The 16452-nt window shown below is 68.3% G+C and carries 16 protein-coding genes; 13 read left to right on the top strand and 3 right to left on the bottom strand.

Features of this window, described 5'->3' with window-relative positions; all coding sequences use genetic code 11:
- Window positions 1–193 precede the first annotated feature (193 nt).
- From ACN6PJ_RS26640 to ACN6PJ_RS26615, 6 genes are all read left to right on the top strand, one after another.
- Window positions 194–1705: an ABC transporter substrate-binding protein gene (locus tag ACN6PJ_RS26640; protein WP_427998784.1), complete on the top strand. Its 1512-nt coding sequence runs from the start codon at window positions 194–196 to the stop codon at window positions 1703–1705.
- A gap of 123 nt (window positions 1706–1828) precedes the next feature.
- Entirely contained in the window at window positions 1829–2773 is a 945-nt protein-coding gene (locus ACN6PJ_RS26635) for an ABC transporter permease (protein WP_427998783.1), read from the top strand.
- Complete coding sequence (locus ACN6PJ_RS26630; protein ID WP_427998782.1) at window positions 2770–3648, top strand: ABC transporter permease; 879 nt, start codon at window positions 2770–2772, stop codon at window positions 3646–3648. Before ACN6PJ_RS26635 ends, ACN6PJ_RS26630 begins: the two co-directional genes overlap by 4 nt.
- 14 nt (window positions 3649–3662) lie before the next feature.
- Window positions 3663–5519, top strand: a complete 1857-nt coding sequence (locus ACN6PJ_RS26625) for a dipeptide ABC transporter ATP-binding protein (RefSeq protein WP_427998781.1) — start codon at window positions 3663–3665, stop codon at window positions 5517–5519.
- An 83-nt stretch (window positions 5520–5602) separates the two neighbouring features.
- Window positions 5603–5734, top strand: a complete 132-nt coding sequence (locus ACN6PJ_RS26620; protein ID WP_427998780.1) for a hypothetical protein — start codon at window positions 5603–5605, stop codon at window positions 5732–5734.
- On the top strand, window positions 5731–6540 hold the full coding sequence (locus tag ACN6PJ_RS26615; protein WP_427998779.1) for an alpha/beta fold hydrolase: 810 nt from the start codon (window positions 5731–5733) through the stop codon (window positions 6538–6540). The genes ACN6PJ_RS26620 and ACN6PJ_RS26615 overlap by 4 nt, the downstream gene beginning before the upstream one ends.
- 22 nt (window positions 6541–6562) lie before the next feature.
- Here the strand turns inward: ACN6PJ_RS26615 and ACN6PJ_RS26610 are convergent, their stop codons facing one another.
- On the bottom strand, window positions 6563–7204 hold the full coding sequence (locus tag ACN6PJ_RS26610; RefSeq protein ID WP_427998778.1) for a LysE family translocator: 642 nt from the start codon (window positions 7202–7204) through the stop codon (window positions 6563–6565).
- A gap of 137 nt (window positions 7205–7341) precedes the next feature.
- Between ACN6PJ_RS26610 and ACN6PJ_RS26605 the strand changes: the two genes are divergently transcribed.
- The 4 genes from ACN6PJ_RS26605 (at window position 7342) to ACN6PJ_RS26590 (ending at window position 10787) form a co-directional block, all read left to right on the top strand.
- Complete coding sequence (locus ACN6PJ_RS26605) at window positions 7342–7878, top strand: YaeQ family protein (RefSeq protein ID WP_427998777.1); 537 nt, start codon at window positions 7342–7344, stop codon at window positions 7876–7878.
- An 82-nt stretch (window positions 7879–7960) separates the two neighbouring features.
- Window positions 7961–8557, top strand: a complete 597-nt coding sequence (locus tag ACN6PJ_RS26600; RefSeq protein WP_427998776.1) for a TetR/AcrR family transcriptional regulator — start codon at window positions 7961–7963, stop codon at window positions 8555–8557.
- A gap of 119 nt (window positions 8558–8676) precedes the next feature.
- Window positions 8677–9375, top strand: coding sequence for an SDR family oxidoreductase (locus ACN6PJ_RS26595; protein ID WP_427998775.1), 699 nt, complete (start codon window positions 8677–8679; stop codon window positions 9373–9375).
- A gap of 11 nt (window positions 9376–9386) precedes the next feature.
- Complete coding sequence (locus ACN6PJ_RS26590) at window positions 9387–10787, top strand: DHA2 family efflux MFS transporter permease subunit (RefSeq protein ID WP_427998774.1); 1401 nt, start codon at window positions 9387–9389, stop codon at window positions 10785–10787.
- Window positions 10788–10792: 5 nt separating this feature from the next.
- On the opposite strand, the gene ACN6PJ_RS26585 is transcribed toward ACN6PJ_RS26590, so the two are convergent.
- Window positions 10793–11920, bottom strand: coding sequence for a hypothetical protein (locus ACN6PJ_RS26585; protein ID WP_427998773.1), 1128 nt, complete (start codon window positions 11918–11920; stop codon window positions 10793–10795).
- Window positions 11901–12542: a hypothetical protein gene (locus ACN6PJ_RS26580; protein WP_427998772.1), complete on the bottom strand. Its 642-nt coding sequence runs from the start codon at window positions 12540–12542 to the stop codon at window positions 11901–11903. The genes ACN6PJ_RS26585 and ACN6PJ_RS26580 overlap by 20 nt, the downstream gene beginning before the upstream one ends.
- 177 nt (window positions 12543–12719) lie before the next feature.
- Here ACN6PJ_RS26580 and ACN6PJ_RS26575 point away from each other — a divergent pair, with 177 nt between their 5' ends.
- The 3 genes from ACN6PJ_RS26575 to ACN6PJ_RS26565 all read left to right on the top strand — a co-directional run bounded on the left by ACN6PJ_RS26575 (window position 12720) and on the right by ACN6PJ_RS26565 (window position 16447).
- A complete protein-coding gene (locus tag ACN6PJ_RS26575) occupies window positions 12720–14363 on the top strand; it encodes a sensor domain-containing diguanylate cyclase (RefSeq protein WP_427998771.1) in 1644 nt (547 codons plus the stop codon).
- Between the two features lie 62 nt (window positions 14364–14425).
- A complete protein-coding gene (locus ACN6PJ_RS26570; RefSeq protein ID WP_427998770.1) occupies window positions 14426–15223 on the top strand; it encodes a GntR family transcriptional regulator in 798 nt (265 codons plus the stop codon).
- 18 nt (window positions 15224–15241) lie between these two features.
- Window positions 15242–16447 carry an ABC transporter substrate-binding protein gene (locus ACN6PJ_RS26565; protein WP_427998769.1) on the top strand — a complete coding sequence of 402 codons (1206 nt, stop codon included), beginning with the start codon at window positions 15242–15244 and terminating at the stop codon, window positions 16445–16447.
- Window positions 16448–16452 lie beyond the last annotated feature (5 nt).

The raw sequence follows: 16452 nt of genomic DNA, 5'->3' as shown, positions 1-16452 counted from the left end.
GAAAATGCCCCCACGCCGCGCCTTCGGCTTGCTGCCCCCCGAGGGGGCGCATTTTGCCTTGGGACGGCCCGGCGGCAGAAAATGCCCCCACGCCGCGCCTTCGGCTTGCTGCCCCCCGAGGGGGCGCATTTTGCCTTGGGACGGCCCGGCGGCAAAATAGGTACGCACTGCAACCACAAGGGGAATAAACACAATGAAACGCTTGACCTTGACCTTCGGCGCCGGCCTGCTGGCGCTGGCCGCGGGCGCGGCGTCCGCCCAGAACATGCGGATCGGGCTGCAGGAAGATCCCGACGTCCTGGATCCGCACCGGGCGCGCACCTACGTGGGCCGCATCGTCTTCACGTCGCTGTGCGACAAGCTGATCGACATCGACCCCAAGCTGCACTTCGTGCCGCAACTGGCCACGTCGTGGTCGTTCAGCGCCGACAACAAGGTGCTGACCTTCAAGCTGCGCGAGGACGCGCTGTTCCACGACGGCACGAAGTTCGACGCCGCCGCGGCCAAGGCCAACCTCGAACGCGCCATGACCCTGCCTGACAGCCTGCGCAAGGGCGAGCTGGCCTCGGTGGACAAGGTCGAGGCCCCGGACGCCGCCACGCTCGTGCTGACGCTGAAGAAGCCGGACGCCACCTTGCTGGCCCAGCTGTCCGACCGCGCCGGCATGATGCTGTCGCCCAAGACCTTCACCGACGACGTGGCGGCCGTGGGGCGCAAGCCTATCTGTTCCGGTCCGTACAAGTTCGTCGAGCGCATCCAGAACGACCGCATCGTGCTGGAGAAGTTCGACCAGTACTACGACGCCAAGGATTTCGCGTTCAAGCGCGTGACCTTCCTGCCCATCCCGGACACCACCGTGCGCCTGTCCAACCTGCGCGCGGGCGACCTGGACATGCTGGAGCGCCTGAATCCCTCCGACGTGCCGCAGGTCAAGGGCGATACCAGCCTGACCTTCGCGCCCGTGGCGGGGCTGGGCTTCCAGCAGTTCATGTTCAACGTGGCCAACGGCAAGCGCGCCGAGGACAACCCGTTCAAGAACAAGCTGGTGCGCCAGGCGTTCCAGTACGCCATCGACCGCAACGCGATCAGCGAAGTGGCGGGGGGCGGCATTTTCGATCCGGCCCAGCAGCCGTTCCCGCCCGCCAGCCCCTACCACAGCGACAAATTCCCGCCGACCAAGCGCGACGTCGCCAAGGCGAAGGCGCTGCTCAAGCAGGCCGGCTTCGACCGCGTGAAGGCGGAGGTCATGTTCGGCAACAACACCACCACCTCGTCGATCGCCGAGATCGTCCAGGCCATGGCGTCCGAGGCGGGCTTCGACCTGTCGCTGCGGCCCACGGAATACGCGGCGCTGCAGAAGGAATCCGCCGGCGGCAATTTCCAGGTGGTGATGCTGGGGTGGTCCGGCCGGGTCGATCCGGACGGCAACATCCACGCCTTCGTCACCTGCAAGGGCGCGCTGAACGACGGCCACTATTGCAACCCGGAAGTCGACAAACTGCTGAACGAAGCGCGCACCGTGCCCGACGAGGCCAAGCGCCGTGCCATCTACGACCAGGCGCAGACCATCCTGCAGGACGAACTGCCCGGGGTGTATAACTATTACCAGCCCTGGCCCTTCGCGCTGGCCAAGAAGGTGCAGGGCTTCACGCCCTATCCGGATGGCATGATCCGGCTCAAAGGCATGACTTTCGCGCAGAAGTGACCACGGGGCGGCTGTTTCCGGCCGCCTCTGCCGGACGCGCCTTGCGCGTCCGGTTATTCTTTGCGGCGGCCGCAAGGCCAGTCCGGCTGGCGCCTTCCGCCGCTCCTGTTTCACGGTTTCCATATGCTTAAACTCATCTTGCGCCGCGTGATCGTCGCGATACCGACATTGATACTGGTGTCGATGATCGTCTTCATGCTGCAAAAAATCCTGCCCGGCGACCCGGTGCTGACCCTGGCCGGCGAAGAGCGCGATCCGGCCGTGCTCGACTACCTGCGCGAAAAATACCGCCTGAACGATCCGCTGCCCGTTCAATACGCCGCATGGGCCGGGCAGGTCCTGCAGGGCGACCTGGGCAAGTCGCTGCGCACCGACGTGCCCGTCACCACGTTGATCGGCCAGAAGCTGCCGGTCACGCTGCAGCTGGCCGCCATGGCCATGTTCTTCGCGTTGCTGATCGGCATCCCCATGGGCATCGTGGCCGCCGTGCGCAAGGGCAAGCCCGTCGAAATGGGCGCGAACATCGCCGCCTTGTCCGGCATGTCGATTCCCAACTTCTGGCTGGGCATCATCCTGATCATGGTGGTCTCGGTGCAGTGGAGGCTGTTGCCGGCGTCGGGCTACGTGTCGCCGTCCGAGGATTTCTGGCTGTCGATCAAGACCATGCTGATGCCGTCCCTGGTGCTGTCCACGGCGATCGCGGCCTACCTGATGCGGCATACCCGCTCCGCCATGCTGGAGGCCCTGTCCGCGGACTATGTGCGCACCGCGCGCGCCAAGGGCGTGTCGCCGCGCAAAGTGGTGCTGCGCCATGCCTTGCGCAATGCGCTGATGCCCATCGTCACGCTGGTGACCTTGCTGTTCGGCGAGCTGTTGGCGGGCGCCGTGCTGACCGAGCAGGTCTTCACGATCCCGGGGTTCGGCAAGCTGGTGGTCGACGCCGTCTTCACGCGCGACTACGCGGTGGTGCAGGGCGTGGTGCTCTGCGTCGCGGTGGGCTTCATCGTGATGAACCTGCTGGCCGACATCCTCTACATCCTGGTCAATCCCCGCCTGAGGCATTCATGAGCGCTCTTCCCGCAACGGCCGCGGCCGTCACGCCGCCCCGCAGCCGCAATCGCGCCTGGGCGAAATTCAAACGCAACCGGATCGCCATGCTGGGCCTGGGGATCGTGCTGCTGTTCGTCCTGCTGGCCGTGCTGGCGCCGCTGATCGCCAGCCACGATCCTTTCCAGACCAGCTTCACCACCATCCGCAAGGCGCCGTCGGCCTCGTATTGGCTGGGCACGGACGAACTCGGCCGCGACATTTTCAGCCGCATGGTCTACGGCGCCCGCGCTTCGCTGATGGCGGGGCTCGTATCCGTCCTGATCGCCCTGGTGGCGGGGGTGCCGTTCGGTCTGGCCGCCGGTTATTTCGGCGGCTGGACGGACAGCGTCATCTCGCGCGCCACCGAGGCCCTGCTGGCGATTCCCTTCCTGATCCTGGCCATCGCGCTGGCCGCCTTCCTGGGCCCCAGCCTGACCAATGCCATGATCGCCATCGGCGTGTCCGCCGCGCCCAAGTTCATCCGCTTGACGCGGGGGCAGGTGCTGGCGGTCAAGAACGAGGACTACGTGCAGAGCGCCCGCGCGCTGGGCGCGTCGGACCTGCGCATCATCGGCCGGCACGTGTTCCCCAATGTCATGCCGCCGCTGATCGTGCAGGCCACCATCACGATCGCGACCGCCATCATTGCGGAGGCCAGCCTGTCTTTCCTCGGCCTGGGGCTGCAGCCGCCCAATCCGTCGTGGGGCTCGATGCTGAACACCGCCAAGAACTTCATGACCCAGGCGCCCTGGATGTCCATCTTCCCCGGATCGGCTATTTTCCTTGCGGTGCTGGGCTTCAATCTGCTGGGCGACGGGCTGCGCGATGCGCTCGATCCGCGTCAGGACAAGTAATCGATATGGCAACAATGGATCCCAAACGCGTCGTCCAGGTCAATGACCTGACCGTGCGCTTCAAGACTCCCGAGCGCACCGTGGAAGCGGTGCGCGGCGTCTCTTTCCACGTCGATCGAGGCGAAACCCTGGCGATCGTGGGCGAGTCCGGTTCCGGCAAGTCCGTGACTTCGCTGGCGCTGATGCGCCTGGTGGAGTACGGCGGCGGCAGGATCGTCAATGGCGGCATGCTGCTGCGCCGGCGCAATGGCGAAGTCCTGGACCTGGGGAACGCGCCGGACTCCCTGCTGCAGCGCGTGCGCGGCGCGGACGTGGCGATGATCTTCCAAGAGCCGATGACCTCGCTGAACCCGAGCTTCACGGCCGGCAACCAGATCGCCGAGGCCTTGCAGCTGCACCAGGGGCTGGACGCGGCCGCGGCGCGCGCCGAGACGCTGCGCATGCTGGAGCGCGTGCGCATCCCCGAGGCCCGTGCCATCCTGGACCGCTATCCTCACCAACTGTCGGGCGGCATGCGCCAGCGGGTCATGATCGCCATGGCGCTGTCGTGCAAGCCGCAGTTGCTGATCGCGGACGAGCCGACCACGGCGCTGGACGTCACCATCCAGGCGCAGATCCTGCAGCTGATCCGCCAGCTCCAGGAAGAGATGGACATGGGCGTGATCTTCATCACGCACGATATGGGCGTGGTGGCCGAAGTGGCCGACCGCGTGCTGGTCATGTACCGCGGCGACAAGGTGGAAGAGGGCGGCTCGGATGAGGTCTTCGCCCGCCCGCGCCATCCCTATACGCGGGCCCTGCTGTCCGCCGTGCCGCGGCTGGGCGCCATGCAGGGCACCGACCAGCCCGCGCCGTTCCCGCTGCTGCGGGTGGACGAGGCGCCCGCGCAACGGCCGGCCGAAGCGCCCGCCGCCGTTGCGTCCACGGTGCGCCGCGAGAACGGGCCAGTGCTGAAGGTGCGAGACCTCACCACCAGTTTCGACATCACGGGCGGTATCCTCGGCCGCGTGCAGAAACGCGTGCACGCGGTGGAGAAAGTCAGCTTCGACCTCTACCCGGGCGAGACCCTGTCTCTGGTGGGCGAGTCGGGCTGCGGCAAGACGACCACCGGCCGCTCGCTGCTGCAACTGGTCAAGAGCAAAAGCGGCACCATCGAATTCGATGGCAAGAATATCGGCGCATTGCGCGGCAGCGCCATGCAGACGCTGCGCCGCCACATCCAGTTCATCTTCCAGGACCCGTTCGCCTCGCTGGATCCGCGCATGACGGTAGGCTATTCCATCATGGAGCCGCTGCTGATCCACGGCGTGGCGCGCGGCAAGGCGGCGCAGGACCGGGTCCGCTGGCTGATGGACAAGTGCGGGCTGCTGCCTGAAATGATCGACCGCTATCCGCACGAATTCTCCGGCGGCCAGCGTCAGCGCATCTGCATCGCTCGGGCCCTGGCGCTCAATCCCAAGGTGGTGATCGCCGACGAATCCGTGTCGGCGCTGGACGTATCGATCCAGGCGCAGATCGTGAACCTGCTGCTGGACCTGCAGCGCGAGCTGGGCGTGTCGTTCCTGTTCATCTCGCACGACATGGCGGTGGTCGAACGCGTGAGCCACCGGGTGGCGGTGATGTACCTGGGCCAGATCGTCGAGATCGGGCCGCGCCGGGCGATCTTCGAGAATCCCCAGCACCCCTACACGAAGAAGCTGATGGCGGCGGTGCCCATCGCCGATCCGCAGCGCCGCCACCGCGAGCGCTCGCTGCTGGTCGACGAAATCCCCAGCCCGGTGCGCAAGGTGGGCGACGACCCGCTGGTCCAGCCCCTGGTCGCCGTGGGCGACGGCCACTTCGTGGCGCGGCACGCCGTCGGCGTATATTGAGCGGGCACAGGTGTCGGACGCCCCGCGGGGCAGGCATCCGACACCGGCATTTCCCGCTGGCTTGCACGACGAGGAGCTGAACCGTGTTTTCCCACGTTTTCATCGGCGTCACCGCGTTCGAACGCGCGCTGGGCTTCTACAGCGCGGTCATGGGCGGCCTCAGGGTCGGACTGCGGTTCCGCGGCCGGATCCCGAACGCTCAAGAGGCCGTATGAACTCCCACATCGTCGTCCCAGGCGGGGCCGCCCTGGCCGCCGAAATCGCCGGCAGCGGTCCCGTCGTGGTCTTTCTCCATGCGAACGTCTGCGACAGACGCATGTGGCGGGCGCAATTGGATGCCCTCGGCGCGACCTGCCGGGCCGTCGCCTATGACCGGCGCGGGTTCGGGGAATCGAGCCGGGCAACGGGGGACCATTCCGCCGTGGCGGATCTGATCGCGGTGCTCGATGCGGTCGCCGGCAATTCGCCGGCCATCCTCGTCGGATGCTCGCAAGGCGCGAATATCGCGCTAGGCGCCACGCTCAGGCATCCCTCGCGGGTATGCGGCCTGGCGTTGATCTCTCCGACCGTGGCGGGAGCGCCCGCGCCGGCCTACCCGGCGGATCTGCTGGAGATGGTCGCGCAGCAGGGGCGCGCGGAAGCGGCTGGAGATCTGGATCGCCTGAACGAAATCAAGGCGCGCCTCTTCCTGGACGGCCCGCTGGCCCCGGAAGGGCGGGTGCAGGGAGCAACCCGGCGCCTGTTCCTGGACATGAACGCGATTGCGCTGCGTTCCACGCCCGGAAGCGTCAATCGCGACGACTGGCCGATCTACGGCCGCCTGGGAGAGATCGCCGTCCCGTCGCGGGTCGTGTGGGGCGCGCTCGACTTTCCGCACATCCAGGAGCGCAGTCGGGCGGTCGCCCTCGAGCTGCCCGATGCGCAGGGGCGGGAATTGCCGGATGCCGCCCATTTGCCCAATCTCGACCAGCCCGAGGCGGTAACGAGCCTGATCGCGGATCTGGTCGAGCGTTGCGCGTAAGGTCCGGCCGGCTCTGCCGGCTTCAGCGCTTCTCCAGCGCCAGCTTCAATCCGAACGCAATGAAGACCGCGCCCGTCATGCGGTCCAGGCCGCGCATGACGGCGGGCCGCGACAGCCAGCGCGCCAGCGGGCGCGTCGCGGCCACCAGCAGCGCGAACCACAGCACGCCCAGCAGGGCGTGGATCGCGGCCAGCAGCAGGCTGAAGCGCAGCACGTCCGCGCCCGCCGGAATGAACTGGGGCAGGAAGGTGATGTAGAAGACGCCGACCTTGGGATTGAGCACGTTGGTCAGGCAGCCGCGGGCGAACCAGCCGGCGGGGCCGGCCGCGGCCGGGGCGCGCGGCGCCTGCGGGCCGGCGGCGGGCTGCCCCCGCTTCAGGCTGCCCCACAGCAGCGTCACTCCCAGGTAGAACAGATACAGCGCCGCGCAGATGCGCAGCGCGTCATAGGCCAGGGTGGACACCAGCAGCAGGGAGCCCAGCCCGAACGCGGCGATGGCGCCCCACACCAGGCAGCCGGCGCAGATACCCAGGCCCGCCATGAACGCCCGCCTGCCGCCCTCGACGGCCGCGGTGCGCAGCACCAGGGCGCTATCCATGCCCGGCGTGACGGTCAGGATGGCGGCGGCCAGGGTGAAGGCGAGCAGGGCGGCGGTGGCGGTCATGGGGAAGCGGGCTGGAGGAACCGGGCAGGCAGCCAGTGTAGCGCCGGCGCCTGTGCCCGCAAACCCGCCGGACAGCGGGCCGGCAAGCGGTATCATGGCGGCCTTCGATCATCAGCTTCATTCAACGGATTCTCGCCATGGCCCTGCGCGCCACCATCTACAAGGCCGAACTCAACGTCGCCGACACCGATCGCCACTATTACGGCAGCCATTCGCTGACGGTGGCCCGCCATCCCTCGGAAACCGATGAGCGCATGATGGTCCGCCTGGTGGCTTTCGCCCTGCATGCGCAGGAGGAACTGGCCTTCACCAAGGGCCTGAGCGACACCGACGAGCCGGACCTGTGGGCCAAGGACCTGACGGGCGCGGTCAGGCAGTGGATCGAGGTCGGCCAGCCCGAAGAGCGCCGCATCCTGCGCGCCTGCGGCCGCGCCGAGGAAGTCATCATCTATTGCTACGGCGGCTCCGCCAGCAGGATCTGGTGGGACGGCGTGAAGAACAAGCTCGAGCGCACCCGCAACCTCAAGGTCGTCAACCTGCCTTCGGAGCAGACCAAGGCCCTGGCCAGGCTGGCCGAGCGGACCATGCAGCTGAACGCCAATATTTCCGACGGCGTGGTGTATTTCTCGGCGGATAAAGGCGAAGTCAGCATCGAACCGGACGTCTGGCGCTAGCGTCCCGTCCCCCTAAAAAAACAGTTGCGCGCAAGATGGCGGGCTCTTAATATGATGATCATCATATTTCTGATTCAAGGCCATGAATCTTCCCGCCACCCGCAAGGAACTCTCCCATGAGCGCATCGTCGACGCGGCCGCGCGCGCGATCCGGCGCGAGGGCTGCGCCGGGGTAGGGGTGGCCGAGGTCATGAAAGAGGCCGGGCTGACGCATGGCGGCTTCTATGCGCATTTCGCTTCGCGCGACGCGCTGCTCGCGGTGGCGATGGAACGGGCGGGCCGCGACGGCGCGGACCGCCTGTCGCAAGGCATGGCGCAGCGGCGCGCCCAAGGCGCGAGCCCGCTGCGCGCCTGGGTGGATGCCTATCTGAGCGACGCGCACCTGGCCGGCTGCGAACGGGGCTGTCCGGTCGCGGCGCTGGCCTCGGAGATCCCGCGCCAGTCGCCCGACGTGCGCGAGGCCGGGGCCGTCCGGGTGCGGCGTCTGCTGGAGGGTGTCAGGCAGGTGTTGCCGGATACGGCGGACGAGCACGCGGCCGCCGCGGTGACCAGCACCCTGGTGGGCGCCCTGCAATTGGCGCGCGCGCTGGGCGACAACGCCCACGGCCGGGACGTGCTGGCGTCGGCGCGCAAGGCCATCCTGGACCAGTACGACCGCGGCGTCCCGCCCGCCCGCTGATTATTTTCCAAGGCCGCATTGCGCGGCCTTTTAGTCCGTCGTGAATATGATGATCATCATATTCACGGCATGCCGATCCATCCGATCCCGCGGCGCCGCCGCCAACGAGGAACCCCATCATGGAACTCAGGAATGCCGTCGTATTCATCACCGGGGCCAATCGCGGCCTGGGCCTGGCCTTCGCGCGCGAGGCGCTCGAGCGGGGGGCCCGCAAGGTCTACGCGGCAGCCCGCGATCCGTCGGCCGTGCGGCTGGCGGGCGTGGAGCCGGTCAGGCTCGACGTCACGCGCCCGCACGAGGTAATCGCGGCCGCGGCCCGCGCCGGCGACGTGACGGTGCTGCTCAACAACGCGGGCATCGCCGCGACCGGCGGCTTCCTGGCACCAGACAGCGCGGATTCCGCCCGCCGCCACCTGGAGACCAACCTGATCGGCCCGCTGTTGATGGCGCAGGCCTTTGCGCCGGCGCTCGCGGCCAATGGCGGAGGCGCGTTGCTGAACGTGCTGTCGATCGCCAGCTGGATCAACCGCCCGCTGCTGGGCGTCTACGGCATGAGCAAGTCGGCCGCCTGGGCGCTGACGAACGGGCTGCGCCACGAACTGCGGGAACAGGGCACCCAGGTGCTGGGCCTGCACATGGGCTTCGTGGATACCGACCTGACGCGGGGCATCGACGCGCCCAAGGCCGCTCCCGAGGCTATCGTGCGCCTGGCGCTGGACGGGCTGGAGGCAGGCGCCGAAGAGGTGCTGGCCGACGAGGCGACCCTCCGGGTCAAGCAAGGGCTGTCCGCCAGCCCCTCCATCTACCTGCAAGCCTGAGAGGCCTCGCCATGCATGCCAGCGCAAGTCCCGCCGCACCCTCCGCCGCGCCCGCGGCATCGCCGTGGCCCGTGTTCTGGGTCGCCAGCATCGCCGTGTTCCTGGTGTCGCTGGACAGCACCATGCTCTACGCCGCCTTCGGCGCCTTGCGCGCGGGCTTTCCCGAGGCGTCGGCCGCGGACATGTCCTGGGTGCTCAACGCCTACACGGTGGTCTTTGCCGCGATGCTGATTCCGTCGGGCGGCCTGGCCGACACGCACGGCCGCAAGCGCATGTTCATGGGCGGCGTGGTGCTGTTCCTGGCGGCGTCGGCGGCCTGCGGCCTGGCCGGCAGCGAAGGCTGGCTGATCGCCGCGCGCGTGCTGCAGGCCGTGGGGGCCGCGCTGCTGACCCCGGCTTCGCTGTCCATCGTCCTGGCCGCCTTCCCGGCGTCGCAGCGGGCCGTGGCCGTCAGCCTGTGGGGCGCGGTGGGCGGTTTGGCCGCGGCCGTGGGGCCCAGCCTGGGCGCCTTCGTCGTGGACGTCGCGGGCTGGCCCTGGGCCTTCTACATCAATCTGCCGCTGGGCGCGCTGTCGCTGTGGTTCGGCGCCGGCCTGCTCAAGGAATCCGTGAAGCCGGACGCGCGGCGCCGGGTGGACGGCGTGGGCATGGCGCTGCTGATCGTCGGGGTGGGCGCGCTGGCGCTGGCCATCGTGCAGTCCGAATCGCCGGCGTGGGCGCGGAGCGAGCTGATCGTGGCCGCCGGCATCGGGCTCGTGTGCCTCGTCGCATTCGTCCTCTGGGCGCGGGCCACGCCCCACCCCCTGGTCGATCTGGCGTTGTTCCGCCACCGCACCTACCGATACGTGAACCTGGCCACGCTCAGTTTCGGCATTGCGTTCGCGATGATGTTCTTCGCCTTTTTCTTCTACATGACGGGCGTGTGGCACTACAGCCTGCCGCGCGCGGGCCTGGCCGTGACACCCGGCCCGCTGCTGGTCATGCCCACCGCGATCCTGACCGGAAGGCTGGCGGCGCGGCTGGGCCACCGGCCGTTCCTGGTGGGCGGGTCGCTGGTCTACGCGGCCAGCGGGCTGTGGTTCCTGCTGGTGCCCGGCGCCGAGCCGGCCTATCTGAGCCAGTGGCTGCCCGGATTGATGCTGAGCGGCATCGGGGTGGGCATGGTGCTGCCGTCCTTGTCGGGCGCCGCCGTGAACCGCCTGCCGGCGCAGCACTACGCCGTGGGCAGCGCCGTCAATCAGGCCACCCGGCAGATCGGCGGGGTGCTGGGCGTGGCCGTCACGGTGCTGCTGCTGGGCCAGGGCGTGGCGCGCCATGACGATTTTTCGCCGATCTACGCGGGGCACGTGGGCCTGGCCCTGCTGACCGCCGTGCTGTGCCTGGCCGTGGACACCCGGCCGCGGGCGGCCTAAACGCGTCAGTCGCAGGCATCGGCGGCCAGGTTCGCGGGATCCGAGCAGGCCCGCCAGCGCGCCTGTTCCATCGCCGGCACGAGCAGCACCCGGCTCGCCGGATCCTGGTACCAGAAGATCCGGCCCGGTTTGTCGTGCATGGCCTGCCACACCTTTTCCCGGGCCTCGGGTTCGAGCCGCGCGCGGCCCTGACGATCGGTCACGCCCTGCGCCAGCACAATCTGGGCCCGCGGGTTCCAGGATTGCATGTCGGCGTCGTCCACCGGTATGTCGTCGGGGATGCGCACGATGCGCCAGTCGCTTCCGGGAACCTCGGTGGCCAGGCGGGACAACCGCTCCCGTTCCAGCACGTAAAGGGAATCGTGCTTGCGCGGCGGCTCGGCGTAGGGGTAGGGGATGTTGCCGTCTCCCGGCGCCGCATACCGGGAATGCGGATAGAGGTAGCGCTGCCCCGGCCGGCCCTGGCCGTCATAGGCCTGGACCGACACGGCGCGGCCTTCCTCGTCGGTGTCGATGACGCGCAGCAGGCGGCCCCCGGCGTCGCGCAGGAAATGGCGGCTCGCCGCGGGGCCGCGGGCGTTGCCGCAAGGGCCTTCGATCAGCGCCGTCAGCGCGCCTTGCGCGTCGCGCTTCAGGCAGGTCTGGCGGACGGCCGAATAGACCGCGGGCTTGCGGTACGCCGTCTGGTCGTATTCGACCACGCGCGCAAGCGCGCCCGTGGCGTCGTATTCCATCGCGAACCCGCCCAGCAAAAAAGGCTCGGCGGCACGGGCGCCGCGTGCCGGGACGTCGTAGCGCTGCACGCGGCACAGGCGGCCGTCCGCATCGAAATAGAGGCGGGTGGGGGCGGCGGCGTCATCCTCCCGGTAGGCGGACCAGTCGACCTTGTCCATCCAGGTTTGCGGCAGCGGATCGCCGCTCTCGGCAGTCCAGACCGGGGCGGGGCGCGTCGCGACGCGTTCCCCGTTGCGGCCCAGCAGCACGCGCTCGTCGGACAGGTCGACCGATACCGGCACCGCCGTCAGCGCCGCCGGCGCCGTGAAGTCCGCGTCGGCCGGCCCGCAGGCGGCCCAGGCCGGAGAGCCGTGCACGGCAGCGGCCAGCGCCAGCGTCCTAAGCAGGTTGCAGCGCATCCATGAACCTCACGAGTTCCCAGAACTCCTTGGACACGCCGCCCAGGCGCAGCGTGCCATCGCGGTCTTCGAACAGCAGGAAAGGATAGGCGTTGCGCTCCAGGGCGCCGGTCTCGGGCAGCCGGTAGGGCTTGAAAGCCTCCGGGTCGTTGAAATAGGGCTCCAGGCGGCCACCGCCGTCCACGTGCAGGTAGCGCACGCGTAACGCGTCCTTGCGGTAGGCGGCCTGTGTTTCGGGGTAGATGCCGCCGTCGCCCGCCACCACCGAGTCGGACAAAATGGCCAGGAAGATGCGCTGGATGCCCACGAAATGGATTTCCCCGCTCGTCGTGCCGCCGGGAGCCGTGGCAAGCTCCCGGGCCAGTTGAGTCGCGCGCGAGCCGGGCACCAGCGTCCTGGCGAACAGGCTGTCCACGTCGGCATTGCCGGGATCGGGCGACTGGCGCAACCGCTCCAGGTCCTGTTTGAAATCGACCAGCCATTGGCGGTAGCGCTGGTTTTCCGCCTGGCGGTCGAAAGCCTGGGCGCCGGCAGCGCCGCCATGCAGGGCCAGGAAGGCAGTCAGCGCAAGCAGCCAAAGCGGCCGCGGCCAGGCAAAAGGTATGTAGATTGGAAGACGCATAGGCGGACGATCATATCGTTCAAAATGATGCCATTTTGGTGCGTAACGTGACAAAATGTCATCCGCGACTGGTAGCATGACCGCGTCGATGAACCCGTGTTGATCAGGTCCGAAATGCCCGCTCCAGGTGATTTTCCTTCCGCACCTGCACCTGCGCCCGCCGAGGGCGCGGGCCGCATGCAGGCTGAACCGGACGGCCCCCTGGACAAGCTGGCCCGCCTGGCCAGGCGTTATTTCGGGGTGGACATGGTGCTGGTGGCCTGCAGCGACGCCGATGGCGTCTGGCAGGCCAGGGCGGGGGCGCCGCCCGCCGCCGCCGAATCGCTTCCCTTTTCCGCCGAATGCCCGCTGCGCGCCAGCGACGGCCGGCAGCTGGGCACATTCCGGCTGCTGCACGGGCAGCCGCGCGATTTCGGCGAAGACGACCGCCGCGCGCTGGAGGACTACGCCGGGCTGGCGGCCGCCGCGGTGGAAAAGCGCCGGGCGCTGGCGGCCGAACGCGCGGCCGAGGACAGCTGGCGCGACGAGGCCCGCAACCTGTCGATGGCGATTGCCGGCAGCGGCACCGGCGTCTGGGACCGCAATGTCGTCACCGGCGAAATCACCTATTCCACCGGTTGGAAGGCGCTGCTGGGCTATGGCGAGTTCGATATCTCCAATCGCATCGAAGACGCGTACAAGCGGCTGCATCCCGACGACGCCGAATACGTGCGCTCGGCCATGCAGGCGCACTTCGAGGGCAAGACGGAAAGCTACGAGGTCGAGCACCGGATCCTTTGCAAGGACGGCAGCTACAAATGGATCTGCAGCCGCGGCAAGGTCGTCAGCCGCGACACGCAGGGCCGGGCGTTGCGCATGATGGGCACCACCACCGACATCAGCGCCATGCGCGCGATGTCGGAACGGCTGCAGCGCACGGCGGACCTGCTGGTCAACCTGACGGACGCGGTGCCCGGCATGGTCTTCCAGTGCGGGCAGGGAACCGAGGGCGGCTCCCGGTTCCTCTACGTCAGCGCGGGCATCTGGGACATGTTCGAACTGACGCCGGACGACGTCCGGGACAGCGCCGCGGCGATAGAGCAGCGTGTCCACCCCGACGACCTCGTCAGCTATCACACCTCGCTGCAGGCCGCGGCCGCCGCCCAGACTCCCTGGCACCTGGAGTTCCGCGTCTGCCTGCCCGGGCAGGGCTTGCGCTGGCGCCAGGGCGACGCCAGCCCGCGCAAAGGGCCCGACGGCTCGGTCGTCTGGCATGGTTTCGTCACCGACATCACGGACCGCAAGCGCGCCGATTTCGAACTGCACGAACTGGCTGCCACCGACGCGCTGACCACCTTGCCCAACCGCCGCCATTTCATGTCGCGCATCGCGGCGGAACTGGCCCGGATCAAGCGGCATGGCAGCGATTGCGCCGCGGTGCTGATGTGCGACCTGGACCATTTCAAGCGCATCAACGATACGTGGGGACACGCGATCGGCGACGGCGTGCTCCAGCATTTCGCCAATACGCTGCGCGCGCAGTTGCGCGCCGTCGATCTGGCCGGGCGCATCGGCGGCGAGGAATTCGCCATCGTGCTGCCGGATACCGATCTGGAGCGCGCGCACGCATTCGCGATGCGGGTGCAGCAGCGCATCGCCGACACGCCATTCTCCTCGGGCGGCCGGCGCATACCGCTGACGGTGAGCATCGGAATTTCCACCATGCACACCATGGACGCGGATGCCGAACTGGCGCTGATCCGCAGCGACCGGGCGCTCTACAACGCCAAGCAGCTTGGCCGCAACCGCATCGAATCCGCGCCCTCAGTGTTTTCCCGATAGAACAACCGGCAGGCCCATTTGTTCCATTGACGGTACATTAGGACACCCCTAGAGTTCCCTGCATGGGAACCTCATTGCCGCTTCCGAAGTACCACCAGATCTACCTCGTCCTGCGCGAGCAGTTGCAGGAAGGGCGCTTCGATCAGGAGGGCGTGCCGGGAGAACACGCGCTGGCCGCGCAGTTCGACGTGGCCCGCATCACCATCCGCAAGGCGATGGAAATGCTGGTGGCCGACGGGCTGGTCTCGCGCCGTCCCGGACTCGGCACCTGGCCTCTGCGCGCGGCCGCCACGCCCGGCGGCCAGCCCAAGCCCAGTCCGCAGCAGAAGGCGCACCTGACCGGCCTGCTGGAGAACATCGTCAACATGGGCCTGCGCACTTCCGTGCGCGTGCTGGACAGCGCGCTGGTCTCGGCGCCGCCCTTCGTCGCCGAGTCGCTGGACGTTCCGGCCGGCACGCCGGTGCACAAGAGTCTGCGCGTGCGCAGCACCGAGGCCGGGCCGCTGTCCCACATCACCACCTACGTGCCCCAGGCCGTCGCCGATTTCACGCGCGAGGATCTCGAACGCGAACCGCTGCTGATGCTGCTGGAAGCGGCGGGCGTGGAGTTCGGCGGCGCCACGCAGGCCATTTCGGCCAGGCTGGCCGACGCGCAGGTGGCGCGCCACCTCGACGTATCCGTCGGGTCGGCGCTGCTGGCCGTGACGCGGATCGTGCGCGACGTGGACGACCGGCCGGTGCAGCTCCTGCAGGGCCTCTACCGGCCCGATCGCTATCAGTACCAATTGCAGCTGTCGCGCGTCGGCAGCATCGACGCCAAGGTCTGGGTCAGCGAAGAGCTGTCGGCCCAATTCCATTGAACCCTCCGGAGATCGCCCATGAATTCGCGCCGCACCTTTCTTTATCAATCCGCCGCCGCGGCAGCCCTGGTGTCGGCTCCGTGGGTGGCCCGGGCCCAGGGCGCCAAGCCCGTGAAGGTCGGAATCCTGCACCCGGTGACCGGGGCGCTCGCCTATTCGGGCCAGCAATGCCGTCTGGGCGCCTTGCTGGCGATCGAGGACATCAACAAGGCCGGCGGCATCAAGTCGCTGGGCGGGGCGCCCTTGGAAGCCATGCTCGGCGACGCGCAGTCGCGCCCCGAGGCGGGGTCGGCGGAAGTCGAGAAAATGAATGAAGCCGGCGTGTCGGCCATCGTCGGCGCCTATGCCTCGGCGATCTGCCTGGCCACGACCCAGACCGCGGCCAAGTACAACCTGCCGCACGTGGTGGACGTGGGCGTGGCGGATCAGATCGTCGAGCGCGGCCTGAAGAACACCTTCCGTTTCGGGCCCGGCTACCGCGCCTGTAGCGAGCGCGCCATCACCGACCTAGCCGCGCTGAACGACGCGGCGGGCAAACCGGCCAAGACGGTGATGATCGTGCACGAGGATTCCCTCTTCGGCACGGGCACGGCGGCGCTGCTTTCCAAGTCGCTGCCGCAGCACGGTTTCGAGGTGAAGGACGTGGTCAAGCACCCGAACCCTACCCGCGACTTCAACAACATCGTGCTGCGCATGAAGTCCCTCAACCCGGACATCGTGATCCCGGCCAACTACTACAACGAATACGCCTTGCTGCTGCGCGCCATGAAGCAGCAGAAGGTGCAGCCCAAGGCGATCTATTCCGTGCTCGGGGGCGCGGCCTCCAGCTACAAGTTCCTCAAGGAATTCCCCGACATCGCCAACGGCATCATCGATTGCAACCACTGGTTCAACCCCAAGGACGCCCGGGTGGCCCCGCTGAAAGCACGCGTGGAGGGGAAGGGCGCCTACTTCAGTTACGAGGTGTTCATGACCTACACCTCCGTGCTGCTGCTGGCCGACGCGCTGGAGCGAGCCAAGTCCGCCGACCGCGCGGCCATCATCGACGCGCTGGCGTCCAGCACGTTCTCGGACAGCATCATGCCCTACGGGCCGACCAAGTTCGTGAACGGCCAGAACACCGGCGCGCAGCCCCTGCTGACGCAGGTGATCGGCGGCGACATCAAGGTGGTCATCCCCGCGGACTACCGCCAGGCCGATCCCGTCTTCCCCCTCAAGGCCTGAGCGCT

The sequence above is a fragment of the Achromobacter sp. genome, assembly GCF_050285585.1.
Classification (GTDB): Bacteria; Pseudomonadota; Gammaproteobacteria; order Burkholderiales; family Burkholderiaceae_B; genus Achromobacter.
This window is presented reverse-complemented; position numbering and strand designations above follow the sequence as displayed.

Bases quoted from the DNA above. Each gene is read 5' to 3' on its own strand.
- ACN6PJ_RS26640 (WP_427998784.1), top strand. From the start codon at position 194: ATGAAACGCTTGACCTTGACCTTCGGCGCCGGCCTGCTGGCGCTGGCC.
- ACN6PJ_RS26635 (WP_427998783.1), top strand. From the start codon at position 1,829: ATGCTTAAACTCATCTTGCGCCGCGTGATCGTCGCGATACCGACATTG.
- ACN6PJ_RS26630 (WP_427998782.1), top strand. From the start codon at position 2,770: ATGAGCGCTCTTCCCGCAACGGCCGCGGCCGTCACGCCGCCCCGCAGC.
- ACN6PJ_RS26625 (WP_427998781.1), top strand. From the start codon at position 3,663: ATGGATCCCAAACGCGTCGTCCAGGTCAATGACCTGACCGTGCGCTTC.
- ACN6PJ_RS26615 (WP_427998779.1), top strand. From the start codon at position 5,731: ATGAACTCCCACATCGTCGTCCCAGGCGGGGCCGCCCTGGCCGCCGAA.
- ACN6PJ_RS26610 (WP_427998778.1), bottom strand. From the start codon at position 7,204: ATGACCGCCACCGCCGCCCTGCTCGCCTTCACCCTGGCCGCCGCCATC.
- ACN6PJ_RS26605 (WP_427998777.1), top strand. From the start codon at position 7,342: ATGGCCCTGCGCGCCACCATCTACAAGGCCGAACTCAACGTCGCCGAC.
- ACN6PJ_RS26600 (WP_427998776.1), top strand. From the start codon at position 7,961: ATGAATCTTCCCGCCACCCGCAAGGAACTCTCCCATGAGCGCATCGTC.
- ACN6PJ_RS26595 (WP_427998775.1), top strand. From the start codon at position 8,677: ATGGAACTCAGGAATGCCGTCGTATTCATCACCGGGGCCAATCGCGGC.
- ACN6PJ_RS26590 (WP_427998774.1), top strand. From the start codon at position 9,387: ATGCATGCCAGCGCAAGTCCCGCCGCACCCTCCGCCGCGCCCGCGGCA.
- ACN6PJ_RS26585 (WP_427998773.1), bottom strand. From the start codon at position 11,920: ATGCGCTGCAACCTGCTTAGGACGCTGGCGCTGGCCGCTGCCGTGCAC.
- ACN6PJ_RS26580 (WP_427998772.1), bottom strand. From the start codon at position 12,542: ATGCGTCTTCCAATCTACATACCTTTTGCCTGGCCGCGGCCGCTTTGG.
- ACN6PJ_RS26575 (WP_427998771.1), top strand. From the start codon at position 12,720: ATGCAGGCTGAACCGGACGGCCCCCTGGACAAGCTGGCCCGCCTGGCC.
- ACN6PJ_RS26570 (WP_427998770.1), top strand. From the start codon at position 14,426: ATGGGAACCTCATTGCCGCTTCCGAAGTACCACCAGATCTACCTCGTC.
- ACN6PJ_RS26565 (WP_427998769.1), top strand. From the start codon at position 15,242: ATGAATTCGCGCCGCACCTTTCTTTATCAATCCGCCGCCGCGGCAGCC.